This is a genomic window from Parapusillimonas granuli (assembly GCF_013416525.1).
Classification (GTDB): domain Bacteria; phylum Pseudomonadota; class Gammaproteobacteria; order Burkholderiales; family Burkholderiaceae_B; genus Parapusillimonas; species Parapusillimonas granuli.
In genome coordinates this window covers 82318-99200 of the sequence record NZ_JACCEM010000003.1, presented here as the reverse complement: position 1 = coordinate 99200, position 16883 = coordinate 82318, and the positions used below count along the sequence as shown (strand labels likewise).

The 16883-nt window shown below is 66.2% G+C and carries 15 protein-coding genes; 4 read left to right on the top strand and 11 right to left on the bottom strand.

Annotation, left to right across the window (positions count from 1 at the left end):
• Window positions 1-9: 9 nt before the first annotated feature.
• From H0A72_RS05795 to rsmB, 3 genes are all read right to left on the bottom strand, one after another.
• Entirely contained in the window at window positions 10-2358 is a 2349-nt protein-coding gene (locus H0A72_RS05795) for an ATP-binding protein (RefSeq protein ID WP_180154462.1), read from the bottom strand.
• Window positions 2358-2939, bottom strand: coding sequence for a DUF4390 domain-containing protein (locus tag H0A72_RS05790; protein ID WP_180154127.1), 582 nt, complete (start codon window positions 2937-2939; stop codon window positions 2358-2360). The genes H0A72_RS05795 and H0A72_RS05790 overlap by 1 nt, the downstream gene beginning before the upstream one ends.
• 76 nt (window positions 2940-3015) lie before the next feature.
• Window positions 3016-4326: a 16S rRNA (cytosine(967)-C(5))-methyltransferase RsmB gene (gene rsmB, locus H0A72_RS05785; protein ID WP_180154126.1), complete on the bottom strand. Its 1311-nt coding sequence runs from the start codon at window positions 4324-4326 to the stop codon at window positions 3016-3018.
• Between the two features lie 179 nt (window positions 4327-4505).
• On the opposite strand from rsmB, the gene rimO reads away from it, so the two are divergent.
• Window positions 4506-5828, top strand: a complete 1323-nt coding sequence (rimO, locus tag H0A72_RS05780) for a 30S ribosomal protein S12 methylthiotransferase RimO (RefSeq protein ID WP_180154125.1) — start codon at window positions 4506-4508, stop codon at window positions 5826-5828.
• 61 nt (window positions 5829-5889) lie between these two features.
• Here the strand turns inward: rimO and fmt are convergent, their stop codons facing one another.
• Entirely contained in the window at window positions 5890-6828 is a 939-nt protein-coding gene (gene fmt / locus H0A72_RS05775) for a methionyl-tRNA formyltransferase (RefSeq protein WP_180154124.1), read from the bottom strand.
• A 31-nt stretch (window positions 6829-6859) separates the two neighbouring features.
• Complete coding sequence (gene def, locus H0A72_RS05770; protein ID WP_180154123.1) at window positions 6860-7372, bottom strand: peptide deformylase; 513 nt, start codon at window positions 7370-7372, stop codon at window positions 6860-6862.
• Between the two features lie 110 nt (window positions 7373-7482).
• On the opposite strand from def, the gene dprA reads away from it, so the two are divergent.
• Genes dprA through H0A72_RS05755 form a run of 3 tightly spaced genes read left to right on the top strand, consistent with a single transcriptional unit; the run spans window position 7483 to window position 10077 of the window.
• Entirely contained in the window at window positions 7483-8667 is a 1185-nt protein-coding gene (gene dprA, locus H0A72_RS05765; RefSeq protein WP_180154122.1) for a DNA-processing protein DprA, read from the top strand.
• A 19-nt stretch (window positions 8668-8686) separates the two neighbouring features.
• Complete coding sequence (locus tag H0A72_RS05760) at window positions 8687-9601, top strand: hydroxymethylglutaryl-CoA lyase (protein WP_180154121.1); 915 nt, start codon at window positions 8687-8689, stop codon at window positions 9599-9601.
• A complete protein-coding gene (locus H0A72_RS05755; RefSeq protein WP_180154120.1) occupies window positions 9598-10077 on the top strand; it encodes a hypothetical protein in 480 nt (159 codons plus the stop codon). The genes H0A72_RS05760 and H0A72_RS05755 overlap by 4 nt, the downstream gene beginning before the upstream one ends.
• Before the next feature lie 27 nt (window positions 10078-10104).
• Here H0A72_RS05755 and H0A72_RS05750 read toward each other — a convergent pair whose 3' ends face one another.
• The 6 genes from H0A72_RS05750 to H0A72_RS05725 all read right to left on the bottom strand — a co-directional run bounded on the left by H0A72_RS05750 (window position 10105) and on the right by H0A72_RS05725 (window position 16876).
• Window positions 10105-11121, bottom strand: coding sequence for an amino acid ABC transporter substrate-binding protein (locus H0A72_RS05750; protein WP_180154119.1), 1017 nt, complete (start codon window positions 11119-11121; stop codon window positions 10105-10107).
• Between the two features lie 78 nt (window positions 11122-11199).
• Window positions 11200-12474, bottom strand: coding sequence for a phenylacetate--CoA ligase family protein (locus tag H0A72_RS05745; RefSeq protein ID WP_180154118.1), 1275 nt, complete (start codon window positions 12472-12474; stop codon window positions 11200-11202).
• 8 nt (window positions 12475-12482) lie between these two features.
• The gene (locus H0A72_RS05740) at window positions 12483-13319 is read right to left on the bottom strand and encodes an ABC transporter ATP-binding protein (protein WP_180154117.1); all 837 of its coding nucleotides are present in this window, start codon (window positions 13317-13319) and stop codon (window positions 12483-12485) included.
• A gap of 58 nt (window positions 13320-13377) precedes the next feature.
• Entirely contained in the window at window positions 13378-14700 is a 1323-nt protein-coding gene (locus H0A72_RS05735) for an ABC transporter substrate-binding protein (protein ID WP_425502486.1), read from the bottom strand.
• A 164-nt stretch (window positions 14701-14864) separates the two neighbouring features.
• The gene (locus tag H0A72_RS05730; protein ID WP_180154116.1) at window positions 14865-15929 is read right to left on the bottom strand and encodes a branched-chain amino acid ABC transporter permease; all 1065 of its coding nucleotides are present in this window, start codon (window positions 15927-15929) and stop codon (window positions 14865-14867) included.
• 17 nt (window positions 15930-15946) lie between these two features.
• On the bottom strand, window positions 15947-16876 hold the full coding sequence (locus tag H0A72_RS05725; protein ID WP_180154115.1) for a branched-chain amino acid ABC transporter permease: 930 nt from the start codon (window positions 16874-16876) through the stop codon (window positions 15947-15949).
• Window positions 16877-16883 lie beyond the last annotated feature (7 nt).

Here is a 16883-nt window from a genome sequence, read left to right as displayed (position 1 = left end):
AAGCGTCACCTACCTTTTTTCCGCATTATCGTTCCCTTGTCTTTCTTCGTCCAGCGGAGACGCTGGGTCGGCAAGGCGCGTGAACAGGATGGAGATGCGCGCCCCGCCTTCGCGGCGGTTGGAAATATCGATGCGACCGCCATGTTCTTCGATAATTTTTTTAACTATAGCAAGTCCCAGGCCCGTTCCGCTCGCCTTGGTGGTCACATAGGGCTCGAAGACCCGCGCCAGCACCTGGGAAGGGAAGCCGCAGCCATTGTCGGTGATGGTGAGCCGCACGCCGGAACGCTGGGTGTCGCCCTCCGCGCCGGAATACATGAGCTTGGTCTGCACGTGGATGCGGGCCTCGGCCAGCGGCTGGTGCTGCGAGGCCGCGTCGCGCGCATTGGCCAGCAGGTTGTGGATCACCTGGCGCAATTGGGTGGGGTCGCCTTCGATGTCGGGCACGGCGCGATCGAACTCCACATCGATATGCATGCTTTGCCCGTCGTCGCGCACCATGCCGCCCTCCGGGTCCCACCCGTACAGGGCGAGCACGTCGGCGATCAGCGCATTGATTTCGATGCGCTGCATCTGCGCCGGCGGCGTGCGCGCGTACTCGCGGAAGTCGTCCACCATCTGCTTCAGCGAAGCCACCTGGTTGACGATGGTGGCCGTGGACCGCGTGAGCATCGCGGCGTCCTCGTCGCTGAGCTTGCCTTCCAGCTTCATGGCCAGCCTTTCGGCCGACAGCTGTATGGGGGTCAGGGGATTCTTGATCTCGTGCGCCAGCCTGCGCGCCACCTCGCCCCATGCGACGGTACGGTTGGCGGAGATCACTTCGCTGATGTCGTCGAACACGACCAGGTAGCCGTTGCCCCGGCCGTCCACCCGCAGGTGCGTGCCCCGCGCCAGCAGGGTGACGATGTGCTTCTTCTTTTCGTTGTCGACCGCGGCTTCGAGTTCGAGCTCGAACTGCTGCTGCCAGTACTGGCGCTCGGAACCCACGGCGGCATGGGCGGCGAAGGCCTGGCGGATGAGCTGGGACAGCGCGAAAGCGCCGTCGGCGGTCTCCAGCGGCCGGCCCTTGACCGAGCGCAGGTCGGTGCGCAGGATGCTCTGGGCGCCCTGGTTGAACATGCTGACCCGGAACATTTCGTCGAACACCAGCACGCCCGAGGACAGATTGCTCAGCACGGACTCCAGATAGACGTTCGACCGCTCCAGCTGCTGCCGGTTGTTCTCGACCATGTGGCGCGCTTCGTCCAGCTGGCGCGTCATGGCGTTGAAAGAGCGCGTCAGCTGCCCCACTTCGTCTTTCTCGGGCGGCTCGGGCAGCGGGCGGTAGTCGCCCACGCCGACCGCCTGGGTGCCGGCGGCGAGCGACAGCAGCGGCCGCACCAGCCGGCGCGACACCGACAGCGCGAACACGATGGCCGCGAACACCGCCAGAATCAGCGCCAGGGTCAGGGTGATGCCGTACAGCTTGCGCAAGCCCAGCCGCGACAGCGCCAGTTCCTGGTAGTCGCGGAAGCCTTGCTGGACCTGGTTGGCGTTGCGCGCGATCTGTTCCGGCACCGGCTCGATCACCTGCAGCCAGCGCGCATCGGGCGCCATGCCCAGCACCGATGACAGCCGTTCCACCGTGTTGATCGGCAGCACCACCCGCAGATGCAGGCCCGCCTGCGCCACGGCCTCCCCGTCCCGGTCCTTGGCGGGCTCGTCGACTTCGTCGGCCTCGGCCGCCGAGTAGTAGCGCGACACCCTGAGCTGGTTGATCACCGACGCGGGCGGCAGATCCGGCAGCAACTGCCCGTAGGCCGAGGAGCTGAAGGCGATCAGCCGCCCGTTGCCGGTGAAGATCATGGCCTCGGCCACGCCATAGGACTCGCGCAGGCGCGAGATGACCAGGGACATTTCCGCATCGTTGGCGTTGCCCAGCTTGGCGGACATTTCCTTGGCGCGGGCGTTCAGGTCGTCGAGCTGCGAATCGAGCGCCGCGCGGCCCAGGTTCAGGCCGGCCTCCAGCGCCGTGTCGACCCGCACGTTGAACCAGGACTCGATGGACCGCGACATGAATTCGACCGACAGGACGTAGATCAGGGCCCCCGGCAGTACGCCGATCAGCGCGAAATACAGGGTGAACCGGGCGGTCAGCCGGGCGCCGAACTGCCTGCGCCGGATCTGGCGCAGCAGCCTCGCCGACAGGGCCAGCACCCAGAAGATCAGCGCGACGGCCAGTATCCCGTTGAGCACCAGCAAGGTGTCGTACTGCTGGGCGTAGCGCGACGCATTGCCCGTGGACCAGACCAGCAAGGCGAGCAACGCCAGGGCGCTGAGCGCGGCGACGATCAGGGCGGCGCGCAAGCCCCAGCGTATCAGCGCTGAGGCTCGACGACCGAGATTGAAAAATTGAAATTTTTCCATGGAGTAGCAAGCGACCACGCGCTGCTGTTCAGGGCGTCGACCTGGAAGGGCCGGGCAAGAAGCGAAGTGTCGAGCCGCACCCGGATGCGGCCCTCGTAAGGCTCATCGTGCTCCAGGTCGCCGATGTCCGCGACCGCCCAGCCGCGGATGTTCCGCACCAGCGACAATGCGTTGTCCAGCGAGGATTCCGGCAGCGAGAGCTCGCCGGTGCCCACGCGCCATTGCCGGGTCAGGGCGTTGTAGACGATGCGCCAGGTTTGCTGCTCGTCGACGACCACTTTGTCGAACCACCACCATCTTTTGGTAACGATCTTGAGGTCCGCCGTGAAATAAATGGGCACGCCCTTTTCGGCGGCGTTGCGCAGGTCGCCCGTGACGTCCAGCTGGACGTCGGCGTCGATATAAAGCTTGCCGTCGCGGACCATCGGCTCGACGCGCAGCACCTGTTCACCCGCCTCTTGCACGCCGGCTTCGGCGCACGCGGCCCCCGCCAATGCCAGGGAAAGGAAAACGGAAAACAGCAGTCGCAGCATTTAAGGCCTATCAATGCTAAAGAGTGGCAGGGCCGGCCTGCACAAAGAGTGGTCCGAAGCCGTCATTTTTGACGAGTCACGCCTTCTTGGCAAACAAAGCATAAAAAAAACCGTCGTGCGCCGTCATGGGATCTTCGGCCAGGGGCAGCATCTGGCCGGGCGCGTCGAGCCGGACGGCGTCGGCCTGACGCTGCAGGAATCGCCGCGCCTGGTCTTCGCATTCTTCCGGAAAAATGGAGCAGGTGGCATACAGCATGTGGCCGCCCGGGCGCAGGGTGCGCCACAGGGCATCGACGATGCGCCGCTGCAGCGCGGCGGTCCTGGCGACGTCGGCCTCGCGGCGCAGCCAGCGGATGTCGGGATGGCGGCGCACCACGCCGGAGGCCGTGCAGGGGACATCGGCCAGGATGGCGTCGAAGGGCGCGCCGTCCCACCAGGCGGGAAGGTCGGCGGCATCGGCGCACTTCAGGGCCACGGCCGGGCCGTCCAGCCCCAGTCTCGCAAGGTTTTCCCGCACGCGCACGAGCCGGCCGGCATCGGCGTCGAGCGCCAGCAAGCGGACATCGGCCCGTTCGAGCAAGTGGGCGGTCTTGCCGCCCGGCGCGGCGCAGGCGTCCAGCACCCGCATGCCCGGCTCCAGGGGCAAGAGGGCGCCGGCCTGCTGCGCGGCGTAATCCTGGACCGAAAACCACCCCTCTTCAAAGCCGGGGACGAGCGGCACCGGGCTGGGCGTGTACAGGGTGACGGCGTCGCCGCCCCGATGGAACGCCGGCATGCCGGCGGCGTCCAGGGCCCGCAGCATCTGCTGGACGGTGGCGCGGCGCCGGTTCACGCGCAGCGTCATCGGCCCCGGTTCGTCGGACGCCCGCAGCAGATCTTCCCACCGATCGGGATAGGCTTTGCGCAGGCGCGCCACCCACCAGTCCGGAAAGTTGAAACAGGCCTCGGGCGACTCCTGCGCCTGGGTTAAAATCGCCTTGCGCTCTCGTATGTAATTCCTGAGCGCCCCATTCAACAGCGCTTTGTAGGCACGCAGCTTCGGCTGCGCCGACGCCGCCTTGACGGCCTGGTCCACCAGGGTATGCACGGCATAGACGGGCAGGTGGCGCGGAACGGGCCCGCCTTCCGGCGCCTCGTGCCCGATGGCGGTCTCGAGCAAGGCCAGCGACACCAGCAGCAAGGCATCGAACAGCGGGTTGGGCGGCTTGCGGCTGACCAGCATCCGCCTGGCATGGCGGGCCTGCCCCAGCTTGCGCATGGCATGAAACGACACGGCCTGGGCCGAGGCCCGCAATTCGCCCGGCGTCGCGGCCAGGCTGTCCGACAGCGACCTGCCGGCCAGGACGTCGCGCACATTGCGCGCGCTGGCCGACAAGGTGTCGGACAAGCTGATATTGCGATGCCGGGACGGGTCTGGGTGCACAGCTGCGAAAGACGTGTGTATGAATGGGCTTTGAGTCGGACTTTATCATCAAATCGCGCGCGGCCCGTCCATGGCGCGCGGCGCACCGTTAAAATTCTTTCTTTTCCGGGCCCCGGCGGCCCGTCAACGCTAAAAGGTCATCCATGAGTTCCCCAAAAGTCGGCTTCGTCAGTCTGGGCTGCCCGAAAGCGCTGGTCGACTCCGAGCGCATCCTGACGCAGCTGCGCACGGAAGGCTATGCCATCACCCCCGACTACGACAATGCGGACGTGGTCGTCGTCAACACTTGCGGCTTCATCGACAGCGCCAAGGCCGAATCCCTGGACGCCATCGGCGAAGCCATCGCCGAGAACGGCAAGGTCATCGTCACGGGCTGCATGGGGGTGGAAGAAAACCTCATCCGGGAAGTGCACCCGGCGGTGCTGGCCGTGACCGGCCCGCAGCAATACGAGCAGGTGGTGCGCGCCGTGCACGAGGCGGCGCCGCCCAATGTCGAGCACGACCCCTATGTCGACCTGGTGCCGCCCCAGGGCATCAAGCTGACGCCGCGCCACTATGCCTACCTGAAGATATCGGAAGGCTGCAACCACCGCTGCAGCTTCTGCATCATCCCCTCCATGCGCGGCGACCTGGTCAGCCGCCCGATCGGCGACGTCATGGGCGAAGCCGAACGCCTGGTCAAGGCGGGCGTGAAGGAACTGCTGGTGATCTCGCAGGACACGAGCGCCTACGGGGTGGACGTCAAGTTCCGCAGCGGCTTCTGGAACGGGCGCCCCATCAAGACCCACCTGACGCAGCTGAGCGAAGCGCTGTCCGGCTTCGGCGTGTGGGTGCGCCTGCACTACGTTTACCCCTATCCGCACGTCGACGAAGTGATTCCCCTGATGGCCGACGGCAAGATCCTGCCCTATCTGGACATCCCCTTCCAGCATGCCAGTCCGCGCATCCTGAAAGCCATGAAGCGGCCGGCATTCGAGGACAAGACCCTGGCCCGCATCAAAAGCTGGCGCGCGGCCTGTCCGGAATTGACCCTGCGCTCCACCTTCATCGTCGGCTTCCCCGGCGAAACCGAGGAGGACTTCCAGTATCTGCTGGACTGGATGAGCGAAGCGCAGCTGGATCGCGTGGGCTGCTTCCAGTATTCGCCCGTGCAGGGCGCCAAGGCCAACGAACTGCCCGATCACGTTCCCGACGAAGTGAAGCAAGAGCGCTGGAATCGCTTCATGGAACACCAGCAGCGGATCTCCGCGCAGCGGCTCGCCGGGAAGATAGGCCGTGAAATCGAGGTGCTGATCGACGAAATCGACGAAGACGGCCCCATCGGCCGGTCCAGCGCCGACGCGCCCGAGATCGACGGCAGCGTGTTCGTCGAAACCGAGGAAACGCTGGCGCCCGGAGACATCGTGCGGGTGCGCGTCACCGATTCGGACGAGTACGATCTATACGGCACGCAGCTGGCCGGCTAATCAGGCATTGCCGGCCGCCGGCCGGGCCGGCGAGGCATTCGGGCGGCGCTCCGCCGGCCCCTCAGGCCTGCCAGCCCTGCACAAAAGCCGCTACGGGCTGGCGCTTTCCGCCCGCTTTTTGCAACTCCAGCAGGCGCAGGACGCCGTCGGCGGTGGCGACGTCCACCCCTTCCGCGCCGACCGCCACGATGTCGCCCGGCTGCGCCGCGGGCCGGCCGGGCAAGGCGGCCGCCCGCCAGACCTTGACCGGGTCGGCCAGGCCGGGCAGCCGCATGGTGCTGCCCGGAACCGGATTGAACGCGCGGACACGCCGAGCCAATTGCTCCGCGGGCTGCGTGAAGTCCAGCGGCGCCTCGGATTTTTCCAGCTTGGCGGCGTAGGTCACCCCTTCGGCGGGCTGCGGCGTGGCGCGCAGCGCATTGGCCTCGGCCGCCTCGACGGCCTCGACGATGGCCTGCGCGCCCATTTGCGCGAGCGCATCGTGCAGGGTGGCCGCGGTGTGTTCCGGCGTGATCGGCAGCGCCCGGGCCAGCAGCATGTCGCCGGTGTCCAGGCCCTGATCCATCTGCATGATCGTGATGCCGGTTTGCGCGTCGCCCGCTTCGATCGCGCGCTGTATGGGCGCGGCGCCACGCCAGCGCGGCAGGAGGCTGGCGTGGATGTTGAAGCAGCCGCGTTCCGGCAGGGCCAGGACCCATTCGGGCAGGATCAGTCCGTAGGCGGCGACGACCATCAGTTCGGGCCGCGCATCCAGCAGGGCCTGGCGCGCGGCGGCCGCGTCCTCGGGGTATTTACCGTCGAGCCGGAGGCTGCGCGGCTGGCAGACCGGAATGCCCGCCGCCTGCGCGGCCTGTTTCACGGCGCTGGGCATCAGTTTCAACCCGCGGCCCGAGGGGCGGTCGGGCTGGGTCAGGACCAGGGGCACCTGATGCCCGGCCGCCAGGATGGCGTCCAGCGCCTGGCGGGCGAATTCGGGGGTTCCGGCAAATACGATGCGCACGGCGTAGGGACTTGGTATCGGAATGACGGGGTCAGGCTTTGAGCGCTTCGCGTTCCTGCTTGCGCAGCCGCGTCTTGATGCGGTTCTGCTTGAGGACGGAAAGATATTCCACGAACACCTTGCCCAGCAGGTGGTCGAGTTCGTGCTGCACGCAGACGGCCAGCAGGCCTTCGGCGTCGAATTCGTAGGATTCGCCTTTTTCATTCAGCGCCCGCACCCGTATGCGGGCGGCGCGTTCGACTTCGTCGTAGACGCCGGGCACCGACAGGCAGCCTTCTTCGTAGACCTGTTTTTCTTCGCTCTTCCAGATGATTTCGGGGTTGATGAGCACGATGAGTTCGTTGCCGCCTTCAGAGACGTCGATGACCACCACGCGCTCGTGCACGTCGACCTGGGTGGCGGCAAGGCCGACGCCCGGGGCGGCGTACATGGTTTCGGCCATATCGCGCACCAGCTGGCGGATACGGTCGTCGACCACCTGGACCGGCTTTGCAACCTTGTGCAAGCGCGGGTCGGGGTAGCGAAGTATGGGAAGCAAAGCCATGAAGCAAAATCTCTGAATTAGTCTAAGCTTCCATGATAAAACAAAGTTTTGACTGTGACCATTCGTGGCGCCGGCCCTCCTCGAAGGCCGGCATTGTGTCAAACTGAGGCATGCCCCTGACCTTACCCACAGACGAACTCTCCTCCTGGATCCGGCTGTCGCTCGAACCCGGCCTCGGCCCGGCGCAGGCGCGCGGCCTGCTGGCCGCCATCGGCCTGCCGCAAGACGTCTACGCGGCCTCGCTGGGACAGCTGGCCGGGCTGCTGCCGCCGCCGCTCGCCCTGCAGCTGAAAAGCCCGCTCGCGGACGAAACCCGCGCCGCCGTCGATGCCACCCTGAAGTGGCTGGACCAGCCCGGGCACCACCTGCTGACCCTGGCCGATCCCGGCTATCCCAGGTCGCTCCTGGACACCCACGATCCCCCTTTGCTGCTGTACGTGAATGGCGCGGTGCCGCTGCTGTCCCGTCCCGGCATCGCCATCGTGGGCGCGCGCAGCGCGACCGTCGGCGGCGCCGACAACGCCCGGGCGTTCGCGCGCTATCTGGCGGAGCAAGGCTGGAGCATCGTCAGCGGGCTGGCCCTGGGCATCGATGCCGCGGCGCACGAAGGCGCGCTGGCGGCGGGCAGCCAGGGCGGGGGCACCGTCGCGGTGCTGGGCACGGGCATAGACATCGTCTATCCGGCGCGCAATCGCGGGCTCGCCCACCGCATCGCGGCGGAAGGCGCGCTGGTTTCCGAATTCCCGCTGGGCACCCGGGCTTTGCCCCATCAGTTTCCCAGGCGGAACCGGCTGGTCGCCGGGTTGTCGCGCGGCGTCCTGGTGGTCGAGGCCGCCCGCCAAAGCGGTTCGCTCATCACCGCCAGGCTCGCCACCGAAATGGGGCGGGAAGTCTTCGCCATCCCGGGGTCCATCCATTCGCCGCTGTCGCGCGGCTGCCATGCCCTGATCCGCCAGGGCGCCAAGCTGGTCGAGTCCGGGCAGGACATCCACGAGGAATTGGGCGCTCCCGGCTCAAGCGCCGCCGCGTCCGCGCCGGATCTCCTTTCTCCGCTGGAGGCGCCCCCGCTGGACGAGGACGCCGCCAGGGTGCTGGATGCCCTGGGCCACGACCCGGCCCACATCGACCAGCTGGCCGCGCGCAGCGGCATGGACCTGCCCCGGCTCAACGCCTGCCTGCTGGAACTCGAATTGTCGGACCGCGTCTTCCGGCACGAAGACGGCCGCTTCCAGCGGCGCCAGGCCGCAGTGGCGCCTACGGATCAAAGGCTTTATGATGGCCGGCAACCCTCATGAATCCTCCGGGAATGCGCATATGTACCTCCCAAGCAAAGTAAAGATCGTGGAAGTCGGCCCCCGCGACGGGCTGCAGAACGAAAAGCAGTTCATCGACACCGCCGTCAAGATCGAGCTGGTCGACCGGCTCAGCGCCGCCGGCTTCCCCAACGTGGAGGCCGCGTCCTTCGTGTCGCCCAAGTGGGTGCCCCAGATGGCCGACGGCACGGAAGTCATGCGGGGCATACGGCGCAGGCCCGGCACCGTCTATTCGGCCCTCACGCCCAATCTGCGCGGCTTCGAGGCCGCCCTGGCGGCCGGCATCGACGAAGTGGTGATCTTCGGCGCCGCCAGCGAAGCCTTCTCCCAGCGCAACATCAATTGCAGCATAGACGAATCCCTGGTCCGCTTCGAACCGGTGGCGCAGGCGGCGAAGGCCGCCGGCATCCGGCTGCGCGGCAGCATCAGCTGCGCCCTGGCCTGCCCCTATCAGGGCGAAACCCCCATCGCCTCGGCCGTCAACGTGGCGCAGCGCCTGCTGGCCATGGGCTGCGATGAAATCGACGTGGCCGACACCATCGGCACGGGCACGGCGCGCCGCGTGTACGACGTCATGCGCGCGGTCACCGAGGTCGTCGATCCGGCGCGCGTCTCCGGCCATTTCCATGACACCTACGGCCAGGCGCTCGCCAACATCCTGGCCGCCATGCAGGCCGGCATCACGATATTCCACAGTTCGGTCGCCGGCCTGGGCGGCTGTCCCTACGCCAAGGGCGCCACCGGCAACGTGGCGACGGAAGACGTGCTGTACATGCTCCACGGCATGGGCATAGAAACCGGCGTCGACCTGGACGCCGTGGCCGACATCGGCCACTGGATCTCGGGCCAGCTGGGCCGCAAGTCGTCCAGCCGGGCCGGCTCGGCCTTGGCGGCCCGCAAGGCGGCGGCCGCATGAATCTGCTGGGTCACCAGCGCCCCAGCCCCGAAGAACACGCCCAATTGATGCAGGAACTGGGGCCGCTGCCGCTCAACGGCATGGCCTGGCCGAAATGGATCAAGGTGCTGGCTTGCGCAGTGCTGGCGTTCATCGGCGTGCAGATCGCCGTCACCGCCGCCGGCCCCGTCGGGCGGAACGTCAGCCCGATGGTGGCGGGCAGCATCGTGCTGTGCTTCGCCGGGCTGGTGGTCCTGGCGCGCTACATGCTGGTGTCGGTGACCAGCATCACGCACGAGGGCATACGGCAAACCTGGATCAGCCGCCGGGAAGTCGATTGGCAGGACATCACCTTTGCCAAGTTCGTCCCGCTGCTTGCCTCGAAGCGGCTGATCTGCTTCACCAGCCGCGGCCGGCCGGTGGTGTTCCAGGCGGGCACCAGGGAACTGCAGATCGCCTTCGCCAGGATCGCGCTGGTGTACAGAAGGCGCAGGTAGGCGGCTTGCCTCCCGCGCCGCCTGTGCTCACCGTATCGGCAGCGCGTACATCAGCCCGCCGTCGGTCCACAGCGCATTCAGTCCGCGCTGGATCTTCAACGGGCTGCCCTGCCCCACGTTCCGCTCGAAGCTTTCCCCGTAGTTGCCCACCTGCTTGATGATGGCGTAGGCCCACTTCTCATCCAGCCCCATGTTCTTCCCCGACCCTTCCGTCACCCCCAGCAGGCGCTTGATGTTCGGATTGTCGCTCTTCAGCTGCTCGTCCACATTGCCCGAATTCACCCCCAGCTCCTCAGCGCCCACCATCGCGTGCAGCGTCCACTTCACCACATTCAGCCAGGCATCGTCGCCCTGGCGCACGAAGGGGCCAAGCGGCTCCTTGGAAATGATCTCCGGCAGCACCTGGTAGTCGTCGGGGTTGGACAGCTTCGAAATGCGTATGGAAGCCAGGCCCGAAGCGTCGGTCGTGAAGACGTCGCAGCGCCCCGCCGCGAAAGCGTTGACCACCTCATTGAACTGCTCGATCACCACCGGCTTGTACGTGACCTTGTTGGCCCGCGCCCAGTCGGCCATCGTGTTCTCATTGGACGTGCCGGTCTGCATGCAGACCGAAGCGCCGTTGAGCTCCTTGGCGCTCTTGACCCCCAGCGACTTGGGCACCAGGAAGCCCTGCCCGTCATAGAAATTCACGCCCGCCGAGATCGCGCCCAGGGCCGTATCGCGCTGCTGCGTGACCGTGGTGTTGCGCGCCAGGAGGTCGATCTCGCCGGATTGCAGGGCCGTGAAGCGCTGCTGGGAATTGAGCGGGACGGCCTTGAATTTGGACGCGTCCCCCAGAACCGCCGCCGCCACCGCGCGGCAGACGTCGACGTCCAGCCCGCGCCATTCGCCCTTCGAGTCGGGCGCCGAGAACCCCGCGAAACCGGTGGTCACCCCGCAGTGCACGACACCGCGCTTCTTGACGACGTCCAGCGTAGCGGCTTGCGCGGCCTGCACCGCGGCGAACATGGCCATCACGCCCAAGGCGTACTTGAACTTGCGCATAAACATTCCCCTGTAAGAAACAACGTGGATTTTCGCTGCATCTTACTGCAAAGCCGGCGGGGGCCACACCTTATATGCTTATTCGTAACTGCGTATGTCGTCGATGATCTTGCCGTCGTTGGGCAAGCTGCCCGGGGCGACCGGCTCGATGTCCGCGCGCAGCTTCGTGAGCTCGCGCACCGACGCGGCCAGTTGGTCCAGCACTTCGCGGCGGGGTTCCGGAAGCTCGACTTTCAGGATCATGACGTCGCTGCCCGGCGTGCCGCTGACCACCAGCCTTGCCCGGCCGACCTCGGGGTGGCGCTTGAGCACGCCGGCCACCTGCCCGGGATGCACGAACATGCCCCGCACCTTGGTGGTCTGGTCGGCCCGGCCCATCCAGCCCTTGATGCGCAGGTTGCTGCGGCCGCAAGGCGATTGCCCGGCCAACAGGGCGGACAAGTCGCCCGTGCCGAAGCGCACCAGCGGATAGTCGGGATTCAGGGTCGTGACCACGACCTCGCCCACCTCGCCGGCGGGCACTGGCTGGCTGGTGCCCGGGCGCACGATCTCCAGGATGATGTCCTCGTTGACGACCAGGCCCTCGCGCGCCTGGGTTTCAAAGGCGATCATGCCCAGGTCGGCGCTGCCGTATGCCTGGAAGCCGTCGATGCCGCGGCCCGCGAACCAGTCGCGCAGCGACGGCGGGAAGGCCTCGCCGGAAAACAGCGCCCGCTTCAGGGACGGTAGCCCGATGCCTTGCTCGTCGGCTTTCTCCAGGATGATCTTGAGAAAGCTGGGCGTGCCCGTATAGCCCGAGGGCGCCAGGTCGGCGATGGCCTGGACCTGCTGTTCGGTCTGCCCCACGCCGCCCGGGAACACGGTGCAGCCCAGGGCGTGGGCGGCGGTCTCCATCATCGAGCCGGCGGGGGTGAAATGATAGGAGAAGCAGTTGTAGACCAGGTCGCCCGGGCGAAACCCGGCCGCGTACAGCGAACGGGCGAAACCCCAGTAGTCGGCGCGGGCGCTTTCGGGCTCATAGATGGGGCCGGGCGACGCGAAGACCCGCAAAGCCTCGCCCCAGCCTATGGTGGAAAAACCGCCGAAGACGCGGCTCGAGGAAGGCTGCCCCTCAGGCCCGCCCTGCCGCCGCATGGCCAGTTGCGCCTGCAGCAGCTCGCTCTTGCGGATGACGGGTATGCGTTCCAGCTGCGGCCGGCTGCGGATCGCTTCCGGATCCACGCCTTGCAGCTGCTGCGCGATGGCCGGCGCGCGCGCCCGCGCGCGCGCCAGAAGCGCCGGCAAGCGGGAAAAGAGTTCGCGCTCGCGTTCCTCGGGGGAGATCGCCTCGCGATCCTGATAGTATGGATTCATGACAGATCCTAAGCCAGCCAGCGCTTGCGCCGCCGATAGAATTTGGTGTCTCGGAAGCTCTTGCGTTCGCCGCTGGACACGCCCAGGTAGAATTCCTTGACGTCTTCGTTCTCGGCCAGTTCCGAGGCCCGGCCGTCCATCATGACGCGGCCGTTTTCCAGGATGTAGCCGTAGTCGGCGTAGCGCAGGGCGATGTTGGTGTTCTGTTCGGCCAATAGAAAGCTGACCCGCTCGCGCACGTTCAGGTCGCGCACGATCTCGAAGATTTCCTCGACGATTTGCGGGGCCAGCCCCATGGACGGTTCATCGAGCAGGATCATGGCGGGGTTGGCCATCAAGGCGCGGCCGATGGCCGTCATTTGCTGCTCGCCGCCGGACGTATAGCCCGCCTGGCTGCCGCGCCGCTGCTTGAGCCGGGGAAAGTACCGGTAGACTTTTTCCAGCTCGGCGTTCAGCTCGCCGCGGCTCAACGAGCGCGTGTAGGCGCCCGTCAGCAGGTTCTCTTCTATCGTCAGGTGGGCGAAGCAGTGGCGCCCTTCCATCACCTGCACCACGCCCCGCTTGACCAGGTCGGCCGGCGTGAGCTTGTCGATGCGCTCGCCGCGATAGTCGATGCTGCCCTTGGTCACGTCCCCGCGCTCGGCTTTCAGCAAGTTGGAAACCGCCCGCAGCGTCGTGGTCTTGCCCGCGCCGTTCGCGCCCAGCAGCGCGACGATCCGCCCCTGGGGCACGCATAGCGACACCCCCTTCAGGACCAGGATCACGTGGTTGTAGATGACCTCGATGCCGTTCACATTCAGGAGAATGTCCGGGGCCTGTGTGGCTGCCGCCTCGTTTGTCGTCATGATGACCGCCATGGTTGGGGCCGGGGCTGCGCAAGCGCCTTCCCGACCCGATGCACAATCAGCCCGCGCAGTTGCGCACTTCCAGCTTTTTCTCGGCGGCGTACTTGGCGCCGAGCTCCTTCACCAGCGGCTGGACGAAATCCTTGTTGGATTGATACCAGTCGGAGACGATGTTGAACTTCGCGCCGTCCCATTGGATGATGCGCGCCCAGTCGTCGCCCATATGGTTGCTGCAGCTGGTCTTCACCGGGCGCATCAGCTTGGCGAAGCCGAGCTCTTCGAGGCGCTCCTGCGTGATGTTGAGGTTCTCGAAGCCCCATTGCACCTGTTCGGGCGTCATGTGCTTGCCCTTGCCGAACTTTTCCTGCGCGGTCCGGATGGCCTCGACCTGCAGCATGGAAATCATCATGCCGCGGGTGTGCGCGATGCTGCCCACGTACTTGCCCTGGGTGTCCGAGCCCTGGCCCTTGGCGTAGACGTATTTCTTCAGGTCCTCATGCACGCGGCCATGGTCGGCGCTGTTGTGTATGGTGATGCCGTTGTAGCCCTTCGCGACCTGCCCCAGGTCGTTGAGGTCGGTCTCGGAGCTGGCCCACCAGATGCCGTACATCTTGTCCCGCGGGTAGCCCACGGCCTGGGCTTCGCGCACCGCGGTGGGCGTCATGATGCCGGCGCTCCAGAGCAGCAGGAAGTCGGGGCGGCTCTGGCGTATTTGCAGCCAGGTGGATTTCTGCTCGACCCCGGGCGCGGTCACCGGATACAGCAGCAATTCGAAGCCATTGGCCTTGGCGCGCGACTGCAGCAGGACGATGGGCTCCTTGCCATAGGGCGAATCGTGATAGACCAGCGCGATCTTCTTGCCCTTGAGCTTGTCTTCGCCGCCCAGCTTCTTGGCGATGTCCTGGATCATGACGTCGGCCGCCGTCCAGTACGTGCCCAGCAGCGGGAAATTCCATTTGAACACGGAGCCGTCGGCGGACTGCGACAGGCCGTAGCCCACGGTCTCGATGGAGATCCCGTCGACGATGGCCTTGTCGGTCAGCGCGAAGGTGATGCCGGTGGATTGCGTGTCGAACCCCGACGCGCCGCCGTGCTTGGCCTTCAGGCGTTCGTAGCATTCCACGCCCTTGTCCGTCGCGTAGGCGGTTTCACATTCTTCATAGACGATTTTCACGCCGTTGATGCCGCCGTCGCGCTCGTTGACCAGCTTGAGGTAGTCCATTTTGCCGTCGGCCCATGGAATGCCCAGGGGCGCGAACGAGCCGGTGCGATAGGCCAGCAATGGAATGAATTGCTCCGCCGCCGCGGCGGGAAGCGAAGCGGCGGCCAGCGAACCCGCGACCGCGGCCATGGCAACTGCACGTTTAAGGGAAACCTTCATCTCCAAGTCCTCCATGGTGTCTGAATGCACCGTTGTGTTTCAGCGTAGCCGGAACAGACCGGCCGCCTCGTCGTCCCGTTTCCCGTCTTGCGCCGGTGACGCCGCGCCTGGGCGCCGCGCATGCGCTGGATGGTGAAACGGAATCAGCCGCCTTCCCGCGGGCATCAATGCGGAAACGGCCAGATCCTGAGTTTTTCCTTGCCTATGCTCCATAGCCGGGCCAGCCCGTGCGGCTCGACGATGAGAAAAAATACGATCAAAGCGCCGAACACCATGTGCTCGATGTGCGACGCCGTGTCCACCGCCAGGGACAGGCCGAAGAAGTGCGGCACGTTGGTCAGCAGCACCGGCAGGAGCACCATGAAGGCCGCGCCGAAGAAACTGCCGACGATGGAGCCCAGCCCGCCGATGATGACGATGAACAGCAATTGCAGGGAACGGTTCAGGTCGAAGGCCAGGGGCTCCCAGGACCCCAGGTGCACGTATGCCCACAAGGCGCCGGCCACCCCGATGATGAAAGAACTGACCGCGAAGGCCGTGAGCTTGGCGTAGACCGGGCGTATGCCGATCACGGAGGCGGCGACGTCCATGTCGCGTATGGCCATCCATTGCCGGCCGATAGCTCCCCGCACCAGGTTCTTGGCCAGCAGCGCGAACACCACGACGAAAGCCAGGACGAACAGATAGCGCTGCGCCGGGGTCTGGACCGGCAGGCCGAAAGCGGACAGGGCGGGCACCGAGACGTTGCCCGACGACGAATAATTGGTGAAGTAGGGGATGCGCAGGAAGGCCCAGTCGACGAAGAACTGCGCGGCCAGCGTGGTGACCGCCAGGTAGAGGCCGCGGATCCGCAGGCTGGGCACGCCGAACACCACGCCCACCAGGGTGGCGAACACGCCGCCCAGGAGGATTTGCACCACCAGCGGCGTGGCCGGCATGCGCACGCCGAAATTCCATGCAGCATAGGCGCCCACCGCCATGAAGGCGCCCGACCCGATGGAGATCTGCCCGCAGTACCCGACCAGAATGTTCAGCCCGATGGCCGCCAGCGACAGGATGAGGAAGGGCGTGAGTATGGCTTGCAGGAAATACGGCGTGGCCAGGAGGGGAACCGCCACCACGGCGACGGCCAGCAGGCCCAGGATGAACACCCGGTCCTGCCGGATCGGGAAGATTTGCTGGTCCGCCCGGTAAGTGCTTTTGAACTGGCCGTTTTCACGATAGAACATGGTCTTCCCTGTATGCGCTAAACACGGTCTATGATTTTTTCGCCGAACAGGCCTTGCGGCCGGAACAGCAGGAACACCAACGCCAGCATGTAGGCGAACCAGATCTCGATGCCGCCGCCCACGAAGGGGCCGAGGTAGACTTCGGACAGCTTTTCGCCCACCCCGATGATCAGCCCGCCGATGATCGCGCCCGGCACCGAGGTCAGCCCGCCCAGGATCACCACCGGCAAGGCCCGCAAGGCGGCGGTGGCCAGCGTGAACTGCACGCCGAACTTGGAGCCCCAGATGATGCCGGCCACCAGCGCGACCAGGCCCGCGACCGTCCAGACCACCACCCAGATGCGATTCAGGGGGATGCCTATGGATTGCGCTGCCTGGTGGTCGTCGGCCACGGCGCGCAGGGCGCGCCCCACGCCGGTGTACTGGAAGAAGAAGGCCAGCGTGGCCACCAGCAGGGCCGCGATGACGGCCGCCGTCAAGTCCTCGAGGCTGATCAGCAGCCCTCCTTCGAATACGCCGTCGAGGATGAAGGCCGGGTCCTTGGGCATGCCGACGTTGATGGAATAGACGCTGCTGCCGAAGATGATCTGGCCCATGCCGTCGAGGAAGTAGCTGATGCCTATGGTGGCCATCAGGAGCGTCGTGCCTTCCTGGTTGACCAGGTGGCGCAGCACCCAGCGCTCGACCGCCACGGCGATCAGCCACATGAACACCGCGCTGGCGGCGAAAGCCAGGATGTTGCCCAGGATCATGTTGTCGATGCCCAGCCATCCGGGGATCCATTCCGAGAACCGGGCCATGGACAGCGCGGCGATCAGGACCATGGCGCCCTGCGCGAAATTGAAGACGCCCGAGGCCTTGAAGATCAGCACGAAGCCCAGCGCGACGAGGGAATACAGCATGCCCGTCATCAAGCCGCCGAACAGTGTTTCCAGGAAAAATGCCATGTCTGCC